This is a genomic window from Micromonospora sp. WMMA1923, from assembly GCF_049179195.1.
In the GTDB taxonomy this organism is placed as follows: Bacteria; Actinomycetota; Actinomycetes; order Mycobacteriales; family Micromonosporaceae; genus Micromonospora; species Micromonospora yangpuensis.
This window is the reverse complement of sequence record NZ_JBMHLZ010000001.1, coordinates 4,931,553-4,954,453: the sequence shown is the minus strand read 5'-3', so window position 1 is coordinate 4,954,453 and position 22,901 is coordinate 4,931,553. Positions and strand designations below refer to the sequence as shown.

General features: G+C 68.9%; 17 protein-coding genes and 4 tRNA genes. 19 read left to right on the top strand and 2 right to left on the bottom strand.

Translation table 11 applies throughout. From position 1 onward, the window contains the following. The first annotated feature begins 2 nt into the window (after nucleotides 1-2). Nucleotides 3-1,289, top strand: a complete 1,287-nt coding sequence (locus tag ACN28G_RS22400; protein WP_091444129.1) for an MFS transporter — start codon at nucleotides 3-5, stop codon at nucleotides 1,287-1,289. Between the two features lie 382 nt (nucleotides 1,290-1,671). Here ACN28G_RS22400 and ACN28G_RS22395 read toward each other — a convergent pair whose 3' ends face one another. Beyond that, nucleotides 1,672-2,166 (bottom strand): YajQ family cyclic di-GMP-binding protein, encoded by a 495-nt coding sequence (locus ACN28G_RS22395; protein ID WP_091444126.1) that lies wholly within the window; start codon nucleotides 2,164-2,166, stop codon nucleotides 1,672-1,674. A gap of 150 nt (nucleotides 2,167-2,316) precedes the next feature. Between ACN28G_RS22395 and ACN28G_RS22390 the strand changes: the two genes are divergently transcribed. Next, nucleotides 2,317-2,400, top strand: a tRNA-Tyr gene (locus ACN28G_RS22390). Between the two features lie 436 nt (nucleotides 2,401-2,836). Next, complete coding sequence (locus tag ACN28G_RS22385; protein WP_139135761.1) at nucleotides 2,837-3,574, top strand: hypothetical protein; 738 nt, start codon at nucleotides 2,837-2,839, stop codon at nucleotides 3,572-3,574. 141 nt (nucleotides 3,575-3,715) lie between these two features. Here ACN28G_RS22385 and ACN28G_RS22380 read toward each other — a convergent pair whose 3' ends face one another. Continuing rightward, nucleotides 3,716-4,534: a protein phosphatase 2C domain-containing protein gene (locus tag ACN28G_RS22380; RefSeq protein ID WP_421480258.1), complete on the bottom strand. Its 819-nt coding sequence runs from the start codon at nucleotides 4,532-4,534 to the stop codon at nucleotides 3,716-3,718. Nucleotides 4,535-5,358: 824 nt separating this feature from the next. Between ACN28G_RS22380 and ACN28G_RS22375 the strand changes: the two genes are divergently transcribed. The 16 genes from ACN28G_RS22375 to ACN28G_RS22300 all read left to right on the top strand — a co-directional run bounded on the left by ACN28G_RS22375 (nucleotide 5,359) and on the right by ACN28G_RS22300 (nucleotide 22,464). Beyond that, nucleotides 5,359-7,887, top strand: coding sequence for an EAL domain-containing protein (locus tag ACN28G_RS22375; RefSeq protein WP_421480257.1), 2,529 nt, complete (start codon nucleotides 5,359-5,361; stop codon nucleotides 7,885-7,887). Between the two features lie 126 nt (nucleotides 7,888-8,013). Further along, nucleotides 8,014-8,086, top strand: a tRNA-Thr gene (locus ACN28G_RS22370). A 26-nt stretch (nucleotides 8,087-8,112) separates the two neighbouring features. Next, a tRNA-Met gene (locus tag ACN28G_RS22365) sits at nucleotides 8,113-8,185 on the top strand. 133 nt (nucleotides 8,186-8,318) lie between these two features. Beyond that, a complete protein-coding gene (gene rpmG, locus ACN28G_RS22360; RefSeq protein ID WP_013288652.1) occupies nucleotides 8,319-8,486 on the top strand; it encodes a 50S ribosomal protein L33 in 168 nt (55 codons plus the stop codon). A gap of 121 nt (nucleotides 8,487-8,607) precedes the next feature. After that, nucleotides 8,608-9,054 carry a MaoC family dehydratase N-terminal domain-containing protein gene (locus tag ACN28G_RS22355; protein WP_091444104.1) on the top strand — a complete coding sequence of 149 codons (447 nt, stop codon included), beginning with the start codon at nucleotides 8,608-8,610 and terminating at the stop codon, nucleotides 9,052-9,054. A 1-nt stretch (nucleotide 9,055) separates the two neighbouring features. After that, a complete protein-coding gene (locus ACN28G_RS22350; RefSeq protein ID WP_091444101.1) occupies nucleotides 9,056-9,448 on the top strand; it encodes a MaoC family dehydratase in 393 nt (130 codons plus the stop codon). A 129-nt stretch (nucleotides 9,449-9,577) separates the two neighbouring features. After that, nucleotides 9,578-9,650, top strand: a tRNA-Trp gene (locus ACN28G_RS22345). Between the two features lie 211 nt (nucleotides 9,651-9,861). Continuing rightward, nucleotides 9,862-10,272, top strand: a complete 411-nt coding sequence (gene secE / locus ACN28G_RS22340) for a preprotein translocase subunit SecE (RefSeq protein WP_091444098.1) — start codon at nucleotides 9,862-9,864, stop codon at nucleotides 10,270-10,272. Nucleotides 10,273-10,310: 38 nt separating this feature from the next. Beyond that, entirely contained in the window at nucleotides 10,311-11,033 is a 723-nt protein-coding gene (gene nusG / locus ACN28G_RS22335) for a transcription termination/antitermination protein NusG (protein WP_091444096.1), read from the top strand. 176 nt (nucleotides 11,034-11,209) lie between these two features. Next, nucleotides 11,210-11,641, top strand: a complete 432-nt coding sequence (gene rplK / locus ACN28G_RS22330) for a 50S ribosomal protein L11 (protein WP_091444093.1) — start codon at nucleotides 11,210-11,212, stop codon at nucleotides 11,639-11,641. A gap of 186 nt (nucleotides 11,642-11,827) precedes the next feature. Next, a complete protein-coding gene (gene rplA / locus ACN28G_RS22325; RefSeq protein WP_091444089.1) occupies nucleotides 11,828-12,544 on the top strand; it encodes a 50S ribosomal protein L1 in 717 nt (238 codons plus the stop codon). Between the two features lie 446 nt (nucleotides 12,545-12,990). Beyond that, on the top strand, nucleotides 12,991-13,539 hold the full coding sequence (gene rplJ, locus ACN28G_RS22320) for a 50S ribosomal protein L10 (RefSeq protein ID WP_091444086.1): 549 nt from the start codon (nucleotides 12,991-12,993) through the stop codon (nucleotides 13,537-13,539). A gap of 53 nt (nucleotides 13,540-13,592) precedes the next feature. Then, nucleotides 13,593-13,979, top strand: a complete 387-nt coding sequence (gene rplL, locus ACN28G_RS22315; RefSeq protein WP_091444082.1) for a 50S ribosomal protein L7/L12 — start codon at nucleotides 13,593-13,595, stop codon at nucleotides 13,977-13,979. A 606-nt stretch (nucleotides 13,980-14,585) separates the two neighbouring features. Beyond that, nucleotides 14,586-18,026 carry a DNA-directed RNA polymerase subunit beta gene (locus ACN28G_RS22310; protein ID WP_091444078.1) on the top strand — a complete coding sequence of 1,147 codons (3,441 nt, stop codon included), beginning with the start codon at nucleotides 14,586-14,588 and terminating at the stop codon, nucleotides 18,024-18,026. A gap of 87 nt (nucleotides 18,027-18,113) precedes the next feature. Beyond that, a complete protein-coding gene (locus ACN28G_RS22305) occupies nucleotides 18,114-22,001 on the top strand; it encodes a DNA-directed RNA polymerase subunit beta' (protein WP_091444075.1) in 3,888 nt (1,295 codons plus the stop codon). A gap of 94 nt (nucleotides 22,002-22,095) precedes the next feature. After that, nucleotides 22,096-22,464 (top strand): hypothetical protein, encoded by a 369-nt coding sequence (locus tag ACN28G_RS22300; protein ID WP_091444072.1) that lies wholly within the window; start codon nucleotides 22,096-22,098, stop codon nucleotides 22,462-22,464. Nucleotides 22,465-22,901: the final 437 nt, after the last annotated feature.

The window sequence follows — 22,901 nt, the reverse complement described above, 5'->3', positions numbered from 1 at the left end:
GCATGGCCGCGTTCGGTCGCTACCTGAGGGTGTGGCAGATCCCCGGCGCACCCGTACTGCTGGTCACCGGGATCGTCGGCCGGCTCGGCATCGGCATGACACCGCTGGCCCTGCTGCTCGTCGTGGAACAGGTGACCGGACGCTACTCGCTCGCCGCCGTCGCCGGCGGTCTCTACGCGCTCTCCGGTGCGGTGCTCAGCCCGGTCGCCGGCCGGATCGCCGACCGGGTCGGCCCCACCCCGGTCCTGCTGCTCACCGCCGTCGCCCACCCGCTGGCCCTGGTCGGGCTGCTGCTCGCCAGCCGCTCCGGGCCGGCGGCGCTGACCTGGATCTACCTGGCCTCGGCGGTGGCCGGAGCGACGTACCCGCCACTCACCGCCGCGATCCGGGGCGCCTGGAACGACCTCACCGCCCCCGCCACCGGCCGGTACCACCTGCGTAACACCGCCCTGGCCGCCGAGACCACCCTCTTCGAGTTGGTCTTCGTGCTCGGGCCCCTGCTGGTGGCCGCCTTCGTCCTGCTCGCCGACGCCGCCACCGCCCTGCTCGGCGCGGCCGTGGTCACCCTGGGCGGCACGCTCGTGGTGGCGCTCGGCCGGGTCATGCGCGGCTGGCGCCCGCACGCCCGCGAGCACCACGCCCGGGGCCTCGGCCCGCTCGCCGTACCCGGCTTCCCGGCCCTGCTGGTCTGCGTCGCCGGCATCGGTGCCGCCTTCGGCGCGGCCGGCGTCACCGTCCCCGCCTTCGCCAGCGCCCACGCCGGCTCCCAGGCCGGCGACGGCGCGGCCGAGGGACTGGCCGGCATCCTGCTGGCCGTCTGGGGCATCGGCAGTGCCGTCGGGGGAGTCTGGTTCGGCACCCGGGCACCGGCGGCCAACATGACCCGCCTCTTCGCCTGGCTGCTCGCCGGGGTGGCCGGCTCGTTCGCCGTCTTCGCGATGATGCCGGGACCCCTCGCGCTGGGCGTGGCCCTCGTCGTCGGAGGCGCGCTGATCGCCCCGGCGCTGACCCTGGAGAACACCCTGGTCGGCCGGATCACCCCGAACGGCATGCTGAACGAGGCGTACACCTGGGTGGTGACCATGTCGGTCGGCGCCAGCGCGGCCGGCGGCGCGGGCGCCGGCCTGATCATCGACCACGGCGGCGGCGTCCCCGGCGCGTTCCTCTTCGCCGGCGCGACGGTCGCGGTGGGAGCCCTGGTCGCCGCGCTACCGGCCGGCCCCCTCACCCGAGCCGAAAAACACTCCCCGGTACGCCCCGAAGACACCCTCACCCCCGAGCCCGCCTGAGCCACCTGGCCCTTGTTGGCTGGCCTGGCCCTTGTCGGCTGGCCTGGCTTTATTGGCCTGCCTGGCCCTCGTCAGCCTGGACGGGTCCTGAAGATCTTGGACGAGCCCGATCGGGGTAGATCTTGGACACTTACCGTCCAAATAGAACGGTAAGTGTCCAAGATTCACCTCGGAGCCCGCTTCGGCGGTGATGGGGGCGCATGGGGTGGCGCGGCCGACCGGAAATCGCTGCCGGCTTTGCGCCTGATTGCCCTTTTTGCGCGCCTGTGGGGTGTCTGGAACAGGCTAAAGATCTTGGAAGATTATGCCCGTCCGTATGGGCCGGTTTCTTCCAAGATCTTTGGGCGGCTCCGCCGTCGGCGGTAGGTAGGTGGTGAACCCGTCAGCGGTAGTTGGTGAACTGGAGGGCGATGCCGAAGTCCTCGGCCTTGAGCAGGGCGATGATCGCCTGCAGGTCGTCCTTCTTCTTGCCGGTCACCCGCAGCTGGTCGCCCTGGATCTGCGCCTGCACACCCTTCGGGCCCTCGTCCCGGATCTTCTTGCTGATCGCCTTGGCCTTCTCCGACTCGATACCCTGGACGACCTTGCAGTCCAGCTTGAAGATCTTGCCGGAGGGCTTCGGGTCGCCGGCGTCCAGCGACTTGAGCGAGATGTTCCGCTTGACCAGCTTCTCCTTGAAGACGTCCAGGGCGGCCACGACCCGCTCCTCGGTCTCCGCCTGGAGGCTGATCGCCTCCTCGCCCGACCAGGTGATCTCCGCACCGGTGCCCCGGAAGTCGAACCGCGTCGACAGCTCCCGCTCCGCCTGGCGGAGGGCGTTGTCGACCTCCTGGCGGTCGACCTTGCTGACGATGTCGAACGACGGGTTCGCTGCCATGCTCATGCTCCTGCTGTCCGGCGGTCTCGTACACGTATCCCTGCCCACTGGTGCCAGCGGCAGACCCACCGACCGTACCCGGTTGCGCCGGGGCCGGGAGCAACCGCTATCCTTGCATCCGCCGCCGCGCACAGCGTGGTGGTACGCCCTGGCGGGTTGCCCGAGCGGCCAATGGGAGCGGACTGTAAATCCGTCGCGAAAGCTTCAGAGGTTCGAATCCTCTACCCGCCACCAGGTGCAAGAAGAGGCCCCTGACCAGCGCGAACGCCGGTCAGGGGCCTCTTCTTTGAGTCTCACTCAGTCCCGCTCAATCTCGCTGGCGGGACTGCCCCGGGTTCGGTTGACACTCCCCCGGCCCTGGCCGAGGGCGGTCCGTGTGGCACTCCCGCGTTCCGTCGACGATCGACGGCGGCGACACCATGAACGATAAGATCGGTGACGCGCTTCGATGAGGGCGATGCCACAGGGCGCAGCGCGTCTTGACCACCTGCGAGACACTCGTAACCATGCGGCTGCGTGCAGTAACTGCTCTGGCGTCAATCTGTGCAGGTCAAGTGGACGGTGTGCGTTGACCGTAGGTGCCGTTACTCGGCAAGGGGTATCGCTGACGCCTCGTCCGCCAGATTTGCCGTCTCCGCGCCGGCGCTCGACCCGCGATCATGCTGTGTGGGTGAGCCTCGTACTGTTGTGCCTGGTTCTCACCGGCTGTGACCCAGAGACCTCCGGCAAGGTCCGTTACAAGCCCGTGCTGCTGCCGGTGGCGTTGACGGTCGGACCGAACGGCGTGGCTGTCGAGGGTGAGACGCCGAGTGTCGTCACTCCGATCGGTGAGTTCTCGGTCGGTGCCGACTACTCCCTTCCGTCGCGCGGTAAGGATGCGATATACGTCCTGCTTCGCGACCGCAGCAAGGGAAAGTCCGGATTTGATCAGGTCTTCAGGGTTCAGGCCGGCGGTGATCAGCTCACCGTGGTCGTCAACGGAACCACCACGATCCAGGTGAAAGACGGGCAAGTCCTGATCGATGTCACCGACGGCGCGGTCAAGAAGGTGCAGTTCAAGCGGGTGGATCAAGCGACGGTCAAGGAGGGTGGCGAATCGTACTGGTCCAAGGTGGGCGCGAAGTGGGACAAGGGCTGGGACTCCTCCCTGTACAAGCCCTTCGTGTTCACCCGCTGGGCCTACGACGACTCGACCATCGGCAAGTGGTGCGGACTTGGCTTCGTCTGGTTCCTGATGCGCTTGGCGCTCACCATCGTGCTGCTCTTCGTCGACCTGGCCCTGACGGCGGTCTTCGTGGTCGCTCAGGTCGCCTACCTGTTCTGGGCCGGCACCGGCCGGAACATCGTGTGGGGCGTCGCCACCCTGGCGGTGATCGTCTCGGCGTTCCGCTGGATGAGCTCCTACTGACTCACTGTGGGCATGGGCGGATAGTGGTCCGCGCGTCGATTGGCGGCCGGCGGCGGGACTGAAACACCAGATCGTACGCGTTGAGTCGGCCTAGATCACGGACGTCCTGCAATCCGTCGTAAACCATGAGTCTCGCTCTGGTCACCTGAACCGGATCAGGGCTACCGCCTTGTCGTCATGCTGCTTGCTGCGGGGCCAACGTCGTCCGTCGGCATCATTCTCCTCGGCCTGGTGCACGGCCTCGACGAGCAGTGTCGGGTGCTCGTCGGCGAGGGCGAAAGCCGCTGTCCAACTTGCCGGCACCCGGTACGAATCCATGCCGTCGGTCATCGTCAGTACGGCCGCGATGTCGCTGACCGGCCAACTCGCACGGACAGCGTGGCGGGCAGCCTCCGGGTCGGCTTCGACGATCCAGTAGCCGCCCGGAGTGTTGCGGGCGCGCTGCTGCGCCTGGACCAGCGCCGTCCACTCCGCGACGTGCTGAAAGCCGAACCCACCCCGTCGTCGTACGGCGTTGTACAGCTCTGCCCGCTGGTCGGAGGCGACTCGGGAGAGCCGGTCGTCGCGGACCTGGTGGATCTCGCCGCCACGGGTGAGCAGGATGGCGGGGCTGTCGCCGAGCACCAGAACGTCGATGTCGTCGCTGGTCCATCGGACGATGCTCACCGTCGTCGACGGCCCGCTGCCGGGTCGCAGGGTGTGCCCGTCGCGGACGTGGCCGATCGCCTCGGCGAGTGTGTCGGTCAGATCGGCCCGGGGGTGTTCGGTCAGGAGTTGACGAAGGTGTTGCCCGACCTGCTCGGCCAGCCATCCGCCGTCGCGGCTGGTCTTTTCCGGCTGCGATGCGCCGTCGAGCACGATGACGGCGTCGGGTGTGGTGAAGATGCGGTCTTCGGTGGGGCGGTCTCGTCCGGCCCGCTCGGCGGTGACTACGTCTGGGCGTGGATTCGTGGCGGGCATGCGAGTTCGCTCCTGGTCACCGTGTCACCGTCGTGTTCGCTGCGGACGACCATAGAGAAGCAGTGGGTGCCGACCTGGGCATAGAGATCGGGCAGATTGCGGGTGAGGTAGTCGACCGCGCCGACCGAGCCGAGCGTGTGTACTCCCGCGACGACGAGGATGGTCCGTTGGGGCCTGCTCTGCCAACTGAACGTGGTAGTGGCAGGGCGGGTCCCGGGCCCGGAGATGCGCTGTCGCGGTTCATTCGATGACCGGGAGCAATGCGGCGCGCGGGGCTCGCCGCGCCGTCGTAGCCAGATCATCGTACAAATTGGTCATAATGCCACTAAAGCGTTCCGTCCACTGTGGTGCAGGTGCATCTGCAGATGCGGTGGCAGATGCAGCTGCAGCAGAGCCGGGATCCGCGCGGTTCGAGGTGCTGGTCGCAATTTGCATGTTCTGTAGCAAGGGGCGGACCTGCGGTGACGCGATCTGGGCCGGAGGGACGGGCTCCGACATCGAACGGATGATTTAGCCGGCTACGGTGCCAGGCTGCGGCGTTCTCCGCTTTTACGCCTGCTGGCCGTGTGGCACCATCGTGGAACCTTCACTCACTCCGACGTACTCGTGACAGGAGCGACCATGTCTGCTCGAAGGGTCAGCCGTCTCGCTGGCTGCCTGCTCGCTCTCGCCGCTGTGGCCGTCCTGGCCGGCGGAGCGAACTTTGATGTTCAGGGTGGCTGGGAGTGGGCCGCGCCGCTTGGCGGTTCGGTGCTCCGGTAATACCCACAGGGCCAGCCCAGGGTGGTTGGCCGCGGCTCGACGTCGCTGGCGGAGGGAACGGTATGGTCGCACGCCGGCCCCGGTCATCCCGGTCGACCGAGAACGCCTGGCTGATCACTGGCCTGTTGGCCGTCATCGCGGTCGTCTGTTCGACGATTCTCGCGTTGGTGGCCGATCCGGCGGTCGGGGAGTGGCCAGCCACCCTGGCAATGCTCGTGGTGATGATCGGTGCGGTACTGCCGATCATCAGTATCGTCGTCCGCCGGCAGGCGTTCGGCGTGATTCTTGCCGAGATTCCCCTCGTGGTGGCCTTCTATCTGCTGCCACCGCTCTCCGTGGTGCTGGCCTACACGTCGGCCGCGCTGATCGTGCAGATGTGGCGGCGGCTCGCGCCTGTCAAGTTCTGGTTCAACGTCGTCCTCGCCGCGGCGGCGACGTCGCTGGCCGAGATAGCCCTGCTGGCGCTGCCCGAGCACGAGGGTGTCGGACCGGCCACCTGGGGCGTGCTCCTGGTGGCGACCGGTGTCTACCACTTCGTCACCCTGGCGGCGGTCGCCGCCGTCAACACCGTGGTGCAGGGCTGGCAGGCCGGCTGGCACCTGATCCGTACCTCGCCGCCGGCGTTGCTGGCCGGGCTGATCAACGTGGTGATCGGCCTGCTGGTCCTCATCACGCTGGTCACCGACCGGTGGGGGATCGTCCTGCTGGTGGCCTTCGCGCTGGCGCTCGGCCTGGTCTACCGCTCCTACACCCAGTTCCTGCGCCAGCACCGGACGCTCGGTGACCTCTACCAGTTGACCCGGGCGATGACCGAGAGCGGGCACGACGGGACCCTGGTCGACGCCCTGCTGGACCGGGTCCGGGGGGTCATGCAGGCGGAGTACGCCACCCTCTGGCTGCCCGCGCAGGGCCGGCACCCGGAGGTCCTGCTGACCGCCCGGGCCGACGACGCCGGCCTGTTGGACGTGGCGATGGCGCCGACCGAGCTTCGGGAACGGGCCCTGCGGGAGGCGCGGATGGTCGCCGTCGGCGCCCGGCTGCGCGGGGAGGTCGACCTGCGGGCGAGCCTGCGGGTCGAACGGATCAAGGACGTGGTGATCCTCCCGCTGCGCTCCGGCCAGGTGGTCATCGGCACCCTGGAGGTGGTCAACCGGCTCGGGGACACCAACCACTTCACCGCGGACGACATCCCCGTCTTCGAGACGGTCGCCGCGCATGCCGCGGTCGCGCTGGAGAACTCCCGGCTGGTCGACCAGCTCCGGCACGACGCGTACCACGACACGTTGACCAAGCTGCCCAACCGGCGGCGGATCACCGCGGCGCTCGGCGAGGCGGTGAAGATCCGGGCCCCCGGCGAGGTGGTCGCCGTGCTGCTCTTCGACGTGGACGGGCTGCGGCAGGTGAACGAGTCGCTCGGGCACGCCGCCGGGGACAAGGTGCTCGCCGAGGTGGCCGAGCGACTGCGCGCCAGCGCCCCGTCGGCCGCCCTGGTGGGCCGGGCCGGCGGGGACGAGTTCCTGGTCACGCTCCGGCTGGAGGACGTGGACGCCGCCGTCGAGCTGGCCGCCAGCCTGCGGGAGCAGATCCGCGACGAGATGGTCTTCGACGCGCTGACCCTGGACGTCGACACGGCCGTCGGGGTCGCCGTACACCCGGATCACGGCAGCGACGCGGTGACCCTGCTGCAACGGGTGGACCTGGCCGCGATGGCGGCCAAGTCCGTACCCGGGAACGTGCAGGTCTTCAACCCGGCGTTGGAGTCGCGGGCGCTGCACCGGCTCGGCCTCGCCGGCGACCTGCGCCGGGCGCTGGACGACGGGGACGTGCAGGTCTACTTCCAGCCGAAGGTGACGCTGCGGGACCGCCGGCTGGTCGGGGTGGAGTGCCTGGCCCGGTGGGAGCACCAGGCGCACGGCGCGGTCGCGCCGGAGGACTTCGTCGCGGTCGCCGAACACACCGGCCAGCTCGGTCGGCTCACCGAGCTGGTGCTGCGGGAGGGGCTGCGGCGCAGTCGGGACTGGGCGCACGCCGACCAGCCGCTCGCCGTCTCGGTCAACCTCTCCGCCCGTACGCTCACCGACCGGCACTTCCCCGACCAGGTACGCGAGCTGCTCGCCGAGTACGGCGTGCCACCGCATCGGCTCACCTTCGAGATCCGGGAGTCGGGGGTGCTCGACGGCACCGACCGGCCGATCCCCACCCTGCGTCGACTGCGGGACCTCGGGGTACGGCTCTCGGTGGACGACTTCGGCACCGGGGCCACCTCGCTTGCCTACCTGCGCCGGCTGCCGGTGCACGAGGTGAAGGTGGACCGCTCGTTCGTCCAGGGCATGGCGACCGACCCGGGTGACCTGGCCATCGTCAACGCGGTGGTGACCCTCTCCCAGCAGTTCGGGCTGACCGTGGTCGCCGAGGGGGTGGAGAGCGAGCTGACCCTGGAGCTGCTCCAGGACATCGGCTGCGAGATCGGGCAGGGCTTCCTGTTCAGCCGGCCGCTGCCGTACGAGCGGCTGGCCGCCTGGTTCGGTGCCCAGATCGAGCCGGAGACCGCCGCGGCGGTGGATCTGCCCCGGCTGCGCGCGGTGCACTGAGGCGGCCGATAAACCGCTCTGACCAGGGGCGGAGCTTCCGGCGACGGTGGCCGGGGGATCCGATTTCACCTGCGGGGGCGGGCCGTGTACTCTTACCCCTGCGCGCCCCACGGGGAGATCGCGCAGGCCCCCTTAGCTCAGTCGGCAGAGCGTCTCCATGGTAAGGAGAAGGTCTACGGTTCGATTCCGTAAGGGGGCTCAACGGGTCCGGCTGGACCCACCCACGGCGGTGTAGCTCAGATGGTAGAGCAAACGGCTCATAATCGTTGTGTCGCCGGTTCAAGTCCGGCCACCGCTACTTTCGGCCATCAGGTCCGTTCCCGGTGGTCGATGGGACGGGCGCCACTGGGCGCCCGCTTTGCATGTCCAGGCCGTCAGCGCGTACACTGATGCGCCGTAGTTGTTTCCGTTAGCGAGGAAGGCACTCCGCCGTGGCGAAGGCTACCGATGTCCGGCCGAAGATCACTTTGGCGTGTGTGGAGTGCAAGGAGCGCAACTACATCACGCGCAAGAACCGCCGTAACGACCCGGACCGCATCGAGCTGAAGAAGTTCTGCCCCCGGGACGGCAAGCACACGGTCCACCGCGAGACCCGCTGACCTGCGGCCGGCGCGAGCCGGCCGGCCCGATACACCCGATCGCCGATCCGGTACGGATGCGCGGATTCCCCGCCCGTCCGCCCCCGGATCGGCTTTCGTGCGTTCCGTGTAGGTTCTCGACATGCCCATGGACCCGTCCTTCGTCGGCCGGAGTTATCCGCCGACCGCCCCCTATCAGGTGGGCCGAGAAAAGATCCGCGAGTTCGCCACGGCGATCGGCGCCGACGACCCGGCCCACCACGACCCGGAGGCCGCCCGGTCGCTCGGCCACCCCGACGTGGTGGCCCCGCCGACCTTCCCCGTCGTGGTCTCCGAGCGCGCCAGCCAGCAGATCTTCACCGACCCGCAGCTCGGCGTCGACTTCTCCCGGCTGGTCCACGGCGACCAGCGGTTCGTCTACACCCGCCCGGTGGTCGCCGGGGACGAGCTGGTCTGCCGGGCCACCATCGAGGAGATCACCCAGCGCGGTGGGCACGACTTCCTGACCACCCGGACCGAGATCGCCACCGCCGCCGGCGAGCCGGTGGTCACGCTCTGGTCAAAGTTCGTCGTACGTGGGGAGGGCTGAGATGGAGCTGCCGGTCAGGACGTACCGGGTGACCCGCGCGGATCTGGTCCGCTACGCCGGCGCCTCGGGTGACCTCAACCCGATCCACTGGAGCGACCGGGTCGCGACGAAGGTCGGGCTGCCGGGGGTGATCGCCCACGGGATGTTCACCATGGCCCTGGTCGGCCGGGCCGTGGCGGAGTGGGCCGGTGCCCCCGACGCCGTGGTCGAGTACAACGTCCGGTTCGCCCGCCCGGTGGTCGTCCCGGACGACGAGCAGGGCACCGAGATCGAGGTGTCGGCGAAGGTCCGTGAGGTCACCGACGAGGGCCTCACCAGGCTCGACGTGACCGCGGTATGCCAGGGTGAGAAGGTGCTCTCGCAGGCCCGGGCGACGGTACGGACCCGGCGCTGACGGCGGGCCGCCACGCGTGGCGGCCAGACCGGTTGGGAAACTGGTGCCGGTACCCGTACACTGGTCCGCCGTGGGGCATGTGACCCCTGCTCGGTCTGCTGTGGCCGGGTGGGGCGAGTGTTGCCGCACAGGGGTGTAGCTCAATTGGCAGAGCAGCGGTCTCCAAAACCGCAGGCTGCAGGTTCAAGTCCTGTCACCCCTGCGCCTCAGGCCTGACCGTTCCGTGGGTCGCGCCGCCTCCGGCGGCGTCCGGCCCGTGGTGGTGGCATCGGCGGGGTGGTTCCGAGCAACGGACCCACCCGGTCGGTCCGCCGGCCGCGGCCCGTCGCGGGACGGTGTGGTCCGGCTGGCGTGACCAGCGCCGCGTACGCCCATCCGGCGTGCGACCCCGATTTCCCGCGACGGAGGGCGAAGTGGCCGAGAACAAGCGGCGCGGCGAGGACGCCGGCGACGACCGTCAGCACGACGAGGACGTCGTCGACGAGACCGCCAGCGACGACGTGGCCGGCGACGACGCCACCGGTGCTAAAGAGCCGGTTGCCAGCGGTGCTGGTGCGACCTCGTCCAAGGCTCGGGTCGAGTCGTCGGAGAGCCGGCCGAAGACCAAGTCCGACGGCGACCGGGTCGGCCCGTTCGGCCGCGTGGCGCGGTTCTTCCGCGAGGTCGTGGCCGAATTGCGTAAGGTCATCTGGCCGACCCGCAAGGAGTTGCTGACCTACACCGCCGTGGTGGTCGTCTTCGTCACGGTGATGTTGACGATCGTGGCCGGGCTTGACTTCGCCTTCGCGAAGGGCGTGCTGTGGGTCTTCGGTAACCCCAGCTGACCGGCCGACTGAGCCGATAGTGACGGAAGTGAGCGAGCGTGCCTGAGTACGACGAGACCGCCAGACCCGAGGACGAGCAGTCCGCGGTGGCGACGGCGGCGAGTGACGAGTCGGTCGAGGCCGCCAGCGAGCCGGAGTTCCCGACCACCGAGCCCGAGCCGGACGAGAACTACGACCCGGTTGCCGAGCTGCGGCAGAAGCTGCGCTACGCGCCGGGCGACTGGTACGTGGTGCACTCGTACGCCGGCTACGAGAACAAGGTGAAGACCAACCTCGAGACCCGGATCACGTCCCTCGACATGGAGGACTACATCTACCAGGTCGAGGTGCCGACCCGGGAGGAGGTCGAGGTCAAGAACGGCAAGCGTTCCCAGATCCAGGCCAAGGTCTTCCCCGGTTACATCCTGGTCCGGATGGAGCTGACCGCCGAGTCCTACTCCTGCGTCCGCAACACCCCCGGGGTCACCGGCTTCGTGGGGGCGACCGACCGGGCCGACCGGCCGGCACCGCTGAGCCTCGACGAGGTGCTCAAGTGGCTGGCCCCGGCGGTCGAGACCGAGCAGAAGAAGGCCAAGCCGGAGGTCCGGGTCCTCGACTTCGAGGTCGGCGACTCGGTCACGGTCACCGACGGTGCGTTCGCCTCGCTGCCGGCCACGATCAGTGAGATCAACGTCGACCAGCAGAAGCTGAAGGTGCTGGTGTCGATCTTCGGCCGGGAGACGCCGGTCGAGCTCAACTTCAACCAGGTCGCCAAGATCTGACCGGTGCCGGCGGTGGGGTGACCCACCGCCGGCGCGTCTGTCCCGGCCCCAGGCCGTACCTCGGCGTAAGGGGTGGCGGATGCTGCGCTACCCTAGAACGTCGCCGTCGTCGCATCGTGCTGACCGTGCGCGCCCGCGGCCGGCGCTTTCCCCAGTTTCAAGCCCCAGGAAGTGACATGCCTCCGAAGAAGAAGCTCGTCAAGACGTTCACGCTTCAGCTGCCGGCGGGCCAGGCCACGCCGGCGCCGCCGGTCGGCCCCGCGCTCGGCCAGCACGGCGTGAACATCATGGAGTTCTGCAAGTCCTACAACGCGCAGACCGAGTCCCAGCGGGGCGACGTCGTCCCCGCCGAGATCAGCGTGTACGAGGACCGGTCCTTCACCTTCGTGCTGAAGACCCCGCCCGCCGCCCGGCTGCTGGCCAAGGCCGCCGGTGTGCAGAAGGGTTCGGGCGTCCCGCACAAGGAGAAGGTCGGCTCGGTGACCCGCGCGCAGCTGCGGGAGATCGCCGAGAAGAAGATGGCCGACCTCAACGCCAACGACATCGAGCACGCCGAGAAAATCATCGCCGGCACCGCCCGGTCGATGGGCCTGAACGTCGCCGACTGACGTCGCTCGACCGGCCCGCCGGCCGAGCGTCGGCAACCGGGCCGACCGACAGCCGTCGGTGATCAGGCCCCGCTGCCGGAACGTCGGCAGTGGGGCAGCCGCCGGCTGACGCCGGCAGACCAGATCCGACCGTGGGAGGGCACGCGGTGACCGCGGCCCGCCAGAAACCACAGGAGCACACCAGACATGCAGCGCAGCAAGACCTACCGCAAGGCCGCCGAGGCCATCGACCGCTCGAAGCTCTACCACCCGGCTGAGGCGATCACGCTCGCCAAGGACACCACCAGCGCCAAGTTCGACGCCACGGTCGAGGTCGCCATGCGCCTCGGCGTCGACCCCCGCAAGGCGGACCAGATGGTCCGTGGCACGGTCAACCTGCCGCACGGTACCGGCAAGACCGCCCGCGTGATCGTCTTCGCCGCCGGCGCGAAGGCCGAGGAGGCCGTCGCGGCGGGCGCGGACGAGGTGGGCACCGACGAGCTGGTCGCCCGGATCCAGGGTGGCTGGCTGGACTTCGACGCGGCGATCGCCACGCCGGACCAGATGGCCAAGATCGGCCGGATCGCGCGGATCCTGGGCCCGCGCGGCCTGATGCCGAACCCGAAGACCGGCACGGTGACCATGGACGTCACCAAGGCGGTCACGGACATCAAGGGCGGCAAGATCGCCTTCCGGGTGGACAAGCACTCGAACCTGCACCTGATCATCGGCAAGGCGTCCTTCTCGGCCACCCAGCTGATCGACAACTACGCTGCGGTCCTGGACGAGGTGCTGCGGGCCAAGCCGTCCGCGGCCAAGGGCAAGTACCTGCGCAAGGTCACCCTGACCACCACCATGGGGCCGGGCGTCCCGATCGACCCCAACGTGGTGAAGAACCTGCGTGAGGACTCGGCCGAGGCCTGAGCGACGTCGCATGACCGGGGCCCCGCCACCTGTGGCGGGGCCCCGCTTCGTCTCGCCCCGCAGTGCGCCGCGGGCAGGGCAGGGCCGACGGAAGCCGCGTCCGGCGTCCGGGCACGTGAGCGGGGACACGTCGGAGCATTTGGTGGAACGGCATGACGCCGCGTAAGCTGCACAGCGTCGTACATGTTGTTGTGTATGAGGATCCACCCAGAGACCGCTGGTCACCATGCTCCGGCATGGTCGAAGGTCCCGCGAAGACGGGCGACCCGCGCAGGGCGGCAAGCGAACTTCGGCAGCATCTCGTGGTCGGCAGACCGCGATGATCTCCGCCGACCTCGCCCCGTGCGCCCTGCGCCGGGGCTTTTCTGTTGCCGCGATGCCTCCGCCACCGTCCCCGGCACCCGCCGGGGACGGTGACCAGCCTCGAGCAACGAGAGAGGAGGGACATGGCGGACAAGCCGATCCGGGCCGACAAGGCCACGGCCGTCGCGGAGCTGACCGAGAGCTTCCGTAGCTCGGGCGCCACCGTGCTGACCGAGTACCGCGGTCTGACGGTTTCCCAGATCACCCAGCTGCGGCGCACGCTCGGCAAGGAGACCAGCTACACGGTCGCGAAGAACACGCTGGCCAAGCGTGCCGCGACGGACGCGGGCATCTCCGGCCTCGACGAGCTGTTCACCGGTCCTACCGCGCTGACTTTCGTTTCGGGCGACGTCGTCGAGGCGGCGAAGGGGCTTCGCGACTTCGCGAAGGCCAACCCGAAGCTCGTCATCAAGGGCGGCGTCTTCGAGGGCCGGGCCATTTCCGCGGCCGAGGTCACGAAGCTCGCCGACCTGGAGTCCCGTGAGGTGCTGCTGGCCAAGCTGGCCGGCGCGATGAAGGGCAACCTGAGCAAGGCCGCGGCCCTGTTCCAGGCTCCGCTCTCCAAGGCCGCCCGCGCGGCGGCCGCCCTGGCGGACAAGAAGCGCGAGCAGGAGGGCGCCGAGGCGGCCTGAAGGCCGCGCGGCGTACCCACGTTCTCAGTCAACCTTTAGAAAGGACGCCAGACATGGCGAAGCTCAGCACCGACGAGCTGCTCGACGCGTTCAAGGAGATGACGCTGATCGAGCTCTCCGAGTTCGTGAAGCAGTTCGAGGAGACCTTCGAGGTCACCGCCGCGGCTCCGGTCGCGGTTGCCGCCGCCGCCGGTGACGGTGGTGCCGCCGCCCCCGCCGAGGAGGAGAAGGACGAGTTCGACGTCGTCCTCGAGGCCGACGGTGGCAAGAAGATCCAGGTCATCAAGGTCGTGCGTGAGCTGACCGGCCTGGGCCTCAAGGAGGCCAAGGACGCGGTCGAGTCCGCGCCGAAGGCCATCCTGGAGAAGGTCAACAAGGAGACCGCCGAGAAGGCCAAGGCCAAGCTCGAGGGCGAGGGTGCCAAGGTCACCCTCAAGTGACCTGAGTTCCACCAGACGCGGTGGACCGGCTGACGTGAGCCGGCGCACACCGTGTCACGGCGGGCGGTGATCCGGGAACGGGTCACCGCCCGCCGTGTTGGTGTCCACCCGGGTGCCGGCGGCGTGACCAGGGCATCGGTGCCGGGCATCGGGCAGCCGGGTCACGTCCGGGGAACGTCCACGGCGGGAAAGAAGTTCTCACCCGTAGGGCCGGCCCTTGACGTGACACCGGCCCGACAGGCACGCTGAGACACAGCAAGACCTTCCGCGCTTGCAACGGCCATCACGTGGGTAATGGCAGCGGCACCGGTGTGGCAGCGGCGACGCACGCCGCGACACCGTTGGCCGTGACACCACGGGCGGCCCGCAGGAACGACGCGTTCCGAGCGCCCGCGGGACCCCTGCTTCGGCGGGTTCCGAGGACCGCTCCGCGACGACCTGTGGGTTGGGCTGGACAGCGGTTAGCCGTTCGGCTACACTGCTAGTTTGCGCTGCCTTCCGACTTGACCCCTGCTCGGAATGTCCGATTCTGGATAATTCCGGTGGGGTCATTGGAGTGCACGCGTACCAGCCGTTCTGCAGCACCGGTCCTCGGAAGGACGCATCTTGGCAGCTTCCCGCCCTGCGAAGACCAGTCGTACGTCGAGCGCTTTCGCACCCCGCCGAGTTTCCTTCGGCAGGATCACCGAACACCTCGAGGTCCCCAACCTTCTCGCCATCCAGAACGAGTCCTTCGACTGGCTCGTCGGCAACGAGGCTTGGCAGGGCCGGTCGGCGGACGACCCGCACGCACGCTCGGGTCTCGCGGAGATCCTCGACGAGATCAGTCCCATTGAGGACTTCTCCGGCACCATGTCGCTCTCCTTCTCGGCGCCGCGCTTCGACGAGGTCAAGGCCTCGATCGAGGAGTGCAAGGAGAAGGACCTGACCTACTGCGCTCCGCTCTTCGTGACCGCGGAGTTCACCAACAACACCACTGGCGAGATCAAGAGCCAGACGGTGTTCATGGGTGACTTCCCGATGATGACGCCGAAGGGCACCTTCATCATCAACGGCACCGAGCGCGTGGTGGTCAGCCAGCTCGTCCGCTCGCCGGGCGTGTACTTCTCCAAGGAGCCGGACAAGACCTCCGACCGCGATCTGTCCAGCGTCAAGGTCATCCCGAGCCGGGGTGCCTGGCTGGAGTTCGACATCGACAAGCGCGACACGGTCGGCGTCCGCATCGACCGTAAGCGTCGGCAGGCCGTCACCGTCCTGCTCAAGGCCGTCGGATGGTCGGCCGAGCAGATCCGTGAGCGGTTCGGTTGGTCCGAGCTGATGATGACCACGCTCGAGAAGGACCACATCGCCGGTCAGGACGAGGCGCTACTCGACATCTACCGGAAGTTGCGCCCTGGCGAGCCGCCGACCCGCGAGAACGCCCAGACCCTGCTCGACAACCTCTTCTTCAACCCGAAGCGGTACGACGTCGCCAAGGTCGGTCGGTACAAGTTCAACAAGAAGCTCGAAGTGGGCGTGCCGATCACCACCGGCACCCTGACCGAGGACGACATCGTCGCCACCGTGGAGTACCTCTGCCGGCTGCACGCCGGTGAGGAGGGCTACGAGGCCGACGACATCGACCACTTCGGCAACCGTCGCCTGCGTACCGTGGGCGAGCTGATCCAGAACCAGGTCCGGGTCGGCCTGTCCCGGATGGAGCGGGTCGTCCGGGAGCGGATGACCACGCAGGACGTCGAGGCGATCACGCCGCAGACCCTGATCAACATCCGCCCGGTGGTGGCGGCGATCCGGGAGTTCTTCGGCACCTCGCAGCTGTCCCAGTTCATGGACCAGACCAACCCGCTGGCGGGCCTGACCCACCGGCGCCGGCTGAGCGCGCTCGGCCCGGGTGGTCTGTCCCGGGAGCGGGCCGGCTTCGAGGTCCGCGACGTGCACCCGTCCCACTACGGCCGGATGTGCCCGATCGAGACGCCGGAAGGCCCGAACATCGGCCTGATCGGCGCGCTCTCCACCTTCGCCCGGGTCAACCCGTTCGGCTTCATCGAGACGCCGTACCGGAAGGTCATCGAGGGTCGGGTCACCGACCAGATCGACTACCTGACCGCGGACGAGGAGGACCGGTTCGTCAAGGCGCAGGCCAACGCCCCGCTGCGGGCCGACGGCACGTTCGCCGAGGACCGGGTGCTGTGTCGCCGTAAGGGTGGCGAGACCGAGGACGTGATCCCGGGCGCCGTGGACTACATGGACGTCTCGCCGCGGCAGATGACCTCGGTCGCGACCGCGATGATCCCGTTCCTCGAGCACGACGACGCCAACCGGGCCCTGATGGGCGCGAACATGCAGCGCCAGGCGGTGCCGCTGGTCAAGGCCGAGTCGCCGCTGGTGGGTACGGGCATGGAGTACCGTGCCGCGGTCGACGCCGGTGACGTGGTGGTCGCCGAGGTCGGTGGTGTCATCGAGGATCTCTGCGCCGACTACATCACCATCCACCAGGACGACGGCCACCGCCGGACGTACCTGTTGCACAAGTTCCGCCGCTCCAACGCCGGCTCCTGCGTCAACCAGAAGCCGGTGGTCTTCGAGGGCGACCGGGTCGAGGCCGGCCAGGTCATCGCCGACGGTCCCTGCACCGACGAGGGCGAGATGGCGCTCGGACGCAACCTGCTGGTGGCGTTCATGTGCTGGGAGGGCCACAACTACGAGGACGCGATCATCCTGTCGCAGCGCCTCGTGCAGCAGGACGTGCTCACCTCGATCCACATCGAGGAGCACGAGGTCGACGCCCGGGACACCAAGCTCGGCCCGGAGGAGATCACCCGCGACATCCCGAACGTCAGCGAGGAGATGCTCGCCGACCTCGACGAGCGCGGCATCATCCGGATCGGCGCCGAGGTCGTCCCCGGCGACATCCTGGTCGGCAAGGTCACGCCCAAGGGCGAGACCGAGCTGACCCCGGAGGAGCGACTGCTGCGGGCGATCTTCGGTGAGAAGGCCCGGGAAGTCCGGGACACCTCGCTGAAGGTGCCGCACGGCGAGACCGGCACGGTGATCGGCGTGCGTACCTTCTCCCGCGAGGACGGCGACGAGCTGCCCCCGGGCGTCAACGAGCTGGTCCGGGTCTACGTCGCCCAGAAGCGGAAGATCCAGGACGGCGACAAGCTCGCCGGCCGGCACGGCAACAAGGGTGTCATCTCCAAGATCCTGCCGATCGAGGACATGCCGTTCCTGGAGGACGGCACCCCGGTCGACATCGTGCTCAATCCGCTCGGTGTGCCGAGCCGGATGAACATCGGCCAGGTCCTGGAGACCCACCTCGGTTGGGTGGCCAAGACCGGGTGGAGCGTGGACGGTGACGACGCCGAGTGGAAGCGCCAGCTGCGCTCGATCGAGGCGCACGAGTCCGTGCCGGACAGCAACGTGGCCACCCCGGTCTTCGACGGTGCCCGCGAGGAGGAGATCTCCGGTCTGCTCGCGTCGACCCTGCCCAACCGGGACGGCAAGCAGCTGATCGGCTCCAGCGGTAAGGCCCGGCTCTTCGACGGTCGCTCCGGCGAGCCGTTGCCGGACCCGATCGCGGTCGGTTACATCTACATCCTGAAGCTCAACCACCTGGTCGACGACAAGATCCACGCCCGGTCGACCGGTCCGTACTCGATGATCACGCAGCAGCCGTTGGGTGGTAAGGCGCAGTTCGGTGGTCAGCGCTTCGGTGAGATGGAGTGCTGGGCCATGCAGGCGTACGGTGCCGCGTACGCCCTGCAGGAACTGCTGACCATCAAGTCCGACGACGTCCTGGGCCGGGTCAAGGTCTACGAGGCGATCGTCAAGGGCGAGAACATTCCGGAGCCGGGCATTCCGGAGTCGTTCAAGGTGTTGCTCAAGGAGCTCCAGTCGCTCTGCCTCAACGTCGAAGTGCTCTCCAGCGACGGTGTCGCCCTGGAGATGCGCGAGACCGACGACGAGGTGTTCCGGGCGGCGGAGGAACTCGGCATCGACCTCTCCCGCCGCCCCAACGAGGGTGTGAGCAGCGTCGACGAAGTCTGATCGGGCCGGGTGCGGCGACGGTTACCCGCCGCCGCACCCGATCCGCCGAACCATCAACCGAGCTGACTTGATGTGAGGGATAACCAAGTGCTCGACGTCAACTTCTTCGACGAGCTGCGCATTGGGCTCGCCACCGCAGACGACATCCGTCAGTGGTCGCATGGCGAGGTCAAGAAGCCTGAGACGATCAACTACCGCACCCTGAAGCCGGAAAAGGACGGGCTCTTCTGCGAGAAGATCTTCGGTCCGCAGCGGGACTGGGAGTGCTACTGCGGTAAGTACAAGCGGGTCCGGTTCAAGGGCATCATCTGTGAGCGCTGCGGCGTCGAGGTGACCCGCTCCAAGGTTCGCCGGGAGCGCATGGGGCACATCGAGCTGGCCGCTCCGGTGACCCACATCTGGTACTTCAAGGGCGTGCCGAGCCGGCTGGGCTACCTGCTGGACCTCGCCCCCAAGGACCTCGAAAAGATCATCTACTTCGCCTCGTACGTGATCACGAGCGTGGACGCCGAGGCGCGGCACCGGGACCTCTCGACCATCGAGAACGAGATCCTGGCCGAGAAGCGGCAGTCCGAGAACAGCCGTGACTCGGAGATCGAGAAGCGGGCCGCCAAGCTCGAGGCCGACCTGGCCGAGCTGGAGGCCGAGGGCGCGAAGGCGGACGTCCGGCGCAAGGTCAAGGAGGGCGGAGAGCGCGAGATGCGCCAGATCCGCGACCGGGCCCAGCGCGAGATCGACCGCCTGGACGAGGTGCTGGACACCTTCCGCAAGCTGGACTCGAAGCAGCTGGTCACCGACGAGCTGCTCTACCGCGAGCTGCGGGACCGGTTCGGCGAGTACTTCACCGGTGCCATGGGCGCCGAGGCGATCAAGGCGCTGGTCCAGAACATGGACCTCGACGCCGAGGCGGAGAGCCTGCGCGAGACCATCCGCTCCGGCAAGGGCCAGCGGAAGATCCGGGCGCTCAAGCGGCTGAAGGTCGTCGCGGCGTTCCTGAACACCCGCAACTCCCCGCTGGGCATGGTGCTGGACTGCGTACCGGTGATCCCGCCGGACCTGCGGCCGATGGTGCAGCTCGACGGTGGCCGCTTCGCCACCAGCGACCTGAACGACCTGTACCGCCGGGTGATCAACCGGAACAACCGGCTCAAGCGGCTGATCGACCTGGGCGCGCCCGAGATCATCGTCAACAACGAGAAGCGGATGCTCCAGGAGGCCGTCGACGCGCTGTTCGACAACGGCCGTCGGGGCCGGCCGGTCACCGGTCCGGGTAACCGCCCGCTGAAGTCGCTGTCGGACATGCTCAAGGGCAAGCAGGGCCGCTTCCGGCAGAACCTGCTCGGCAAGCGCGTCGACTACTCCGGCCGTTCGGTCATCGTGGTCGGCCCGAAGCTGAAGCTGCACCAGTGCGGTCTGCCCAAGCAGATGGCGCTGGAGCTGTTCAAGCCGTTCGTGATGAAGCGGCTGGTGGACCTCAACCACGCGCAGAACATCAAGTCCGCCAAGCGGATGGTCGAGCGGCAGCGGCCGGTCGTGTGGGACGTGCTGGAAGAGGTCATCGGCGAGCACCCGGTGCTGCTCAACCGGGCGCCGACCCTGCACCGGCTGGGCATCCAGGCCTTCGAGCCGCAGCTGGTCGAGGGCAAGGCCATCCAGATCCACCCGCTGGTCTGCACCGCGTTCAACGCCGACTTCGACGGTGACCAGATGGCGGTGCACGTGCCGCTGTCCGCCGAGGCCCAGGCCGAGGCGCGGATCCTGATGCTGTCGTCGAACAACATCCTCAAGCCGGCCGACGGCAAGCCGGTCACCATGCCCACCCAGGACATGGTCATCGGGCTCTACCACCTCACCCACCTCACCCCCGGTGAGCAGGGAGAGGGTCGGGCGTTCAGCTCCGACGCCGAGGCCCGGATGGCGTTCGACAGCGGCGAGCTGCACCTGCAGGCCCCGGTGAAGATCCGGCTGCGGGGCGTGGTCGGCGTCGACAACGGCGCCGGTGCCCAGCCGTGGGTCTCCCCGGAGGGCTGGGTCGAGGGTGACCCGCTGACGGTGGAGACGACCCTGGGCCGGGTGCTGTTCAACGAGACGCTGCCGCACGGCTACCGCTTCGTGAACTACGAGATCCGCAAGGGTCAGCTCTCCGCGATCGTCAACGACCTCGCCGAGCGTTTCCCCAAGGTGGCTCTCGCGGCCACCCTGGACGGGCTCAAGGAGGCCGGTTTCCACTGGGCCACCTGGTCCGGCGTGACGATCGGCATGGAGGACGTCATCGCTCCGCCGCGCAAGCGGGAGATCCTGGAGCGGTACGAGACGGAAGCCGACCGGATCGACAAGCAGTACCAGCGTGGTCTGATGACCGCCGAGGAGCGACGCGGCGAACTCATCGAGATCTGGACCAAGGCGACGAACGAGGTCGCCAAGGAGATGGACACGGCGCTGCCGCAGGAGAACCCGCTGTGGAAGATGATCAACTCGGGTGCCCGCGGTAACCTGCTCCAGCTCCGTCAGATCGCCGCGATCCGTGGTCTGGTGGCCAACCCGAAGGGTGAGATCATCCCGCGACCCATCAAGGCGTCGTACCGGGAGGGTCTGTCCGTGCTGGAGTACTTCATCTCCACGCACGGTGCCCGTAAGGGTCTGGCGGACACCGCGCTGCGGACCGCCGACTCGGGTTACCTGACCCGGCGTCTGGTGGACGTCTCGCAGGACGTCATCATCCGCGAGGAGGACTGCGGCACCGACCGGGCCATCCCGATGCAGATCGGCGAGCGGCGCGACGGCAAGCTGTACGTCCACGAGCACGCCGAGACCAGCGTGCACGCGCGGACCCTGGCCGACGACATCAAGGGGCCGGACGGCACCGTCGTCGCCGAGCGCGGTCAGGACATCAACTCGATCGGGGTCGACCGGATCGTCGCCGCCGGGGTGGAGACGGTGCGGGTACGCAGCGTGCTCACCTGCGAGTCGAAGCTGGGCGTCTGCGGTGCCTGCTACGGCCGGTCGCTGCCGACCGGTAAGACCGTCGACGTCGGCGAGGCGGTCGGCATCATCGCCGCCCAGTCGATCGGTGAGCCGGGTACGCAGCTGACGATGCGTACCTTCCACACCGGTGGTGTCGCGGGTGAGGACATCACCCAGGGTCTGCCGCGGGTCCAGGAGATCTTCGAGGCCCGGATCCCGAAGGGCAAGGCGCCCATCGCCGACACCCCGGGCCGGGTCCGGATCGAGGACGCCGAGCGGTCCCGGAAGATCATCGTGGTGCCGGACGACGGCAGCGACGAGATCGTCTACGACAAGATCTCCAAGCGGGTCCGGCTGCGGACCCACGACGGCGACCACGTCGAGGTCGGCGAGAAGCTCACCGAGGGCACCATCGACCCGCACGAGCTGCTGCGCATCCTCGGCCCGCGGGCGGTCCAGGTCCACCTGACCCAGGAGGTCCAGGAGGTCTACCGCTCGCAGGGTGTGCTCATCCACGACAAGCACATCGAGATCATCATCCGCCAGATGCTCAAGCGGGTGACGGTCATCGACTCCGGCTCGACCGAGTTCCTGCCGGGCGTGCTTGTCGACCGGGCGCTGTTCGAGTCGGAGAACCGCCGGCTCGTCGGCGAGGGCGGCGAGCCCGCCGCCGGTCGTCCGGTGCTGATGGGTATCACCAAGGCGTCGCTGGCCACCGACTCCTGGCTGTCGGCGGCCTCCTTCCAGGAGACCACCCGGGTGCTGACGGACGCGGCGATCCACGCCCGCAGCGACTCGCTGATCGGCCTGAAGGAGAACGTGATCATCGGAAAGCTCATCCCGGCGGGTACCGGCATCAGCAAGTACCGCAACGTCCGGGTCGAGCCGACCGAGGAGGCGAAGGCCAAGGTCTACTCGATGACCGGGTACCCGGAGACCGACTACGGTTTCGGACCGGCCAGCGGGCAGGCGGTTCCGCTGGACGACTTCGACTTCGGGTCGTACCGCTAGATCTGTTGATTCACCACGAGGCCCCCGGCACCTGCCGGGGGCCTCGTCGGCACTGCGGCCGACACCGTCGGGGCGGGCGGGCATGATGGGAGACATGACGACCGCACCCGGGCCGGTGCCCGTCGCGCCCCAGCCGCCGCGCCACCCGCTCGACCCCGAACCGGTCCGCTCCACGAAGGCCCGTGCGGTCTTCGCGTTGGGGCTGGTCGGCGCGCTCACCGGGCTCTTCGTCGGGGGCGTGGTCCCGGCCACGCTGGCCCTGCAACTGGCCCGCCAGGCCCGCCGGGAGGCGTACGCCTCGGGTGGGTTCCTCACCGGCGCGGCCTGGCTACGGCGGGGCGAACGCCTGGCCTGGGCGGGCCTGGTGTTGGTGGCGGTGACCCTGGTCGCGGCGGTGGTGACCGGGCTGGTCCGGCTCGCCGAGGCCCCGACGGGGCAGGACTTCGCCCCGAACATCGACTGAGCGACCGGGTGACGCCGCCCGACCGGGGCGGACCGGTACCGCCCGCGGCGGTAACCTGGCCGGTGACCGTCGCCGCCCCGCACGGCCGCCGCACTTCCCGACCCGCCACACTTCCCGACCCGCCGTACTTCCCGACAGGCTGTACTTTCCGACAGGAGGACCAGGTGACGGAACCGGCGTGGCCGTCCGGAGCAGAGCCGGGGCGGCAGTCCGCCGGGTCACCCGACGAGCCGGCGGCCGGACCGAGCCAGTGGGCCCGCCCGGACGCCCCACCGGCCGGGTACGCCCCACCGGCCGGGTACGCCCCACCGGCGCCCCAGTCGCCGTGGCAGCCCGCACCGCCGCCGGGGGAGTGGCCGCCGGCAGCGGTGGGCCAGCAGTGGGCGCCGGCGCCGCCCGGCGGCGGGGGTGCGGGCCAGGGGCGGCCCGGGGTGCCA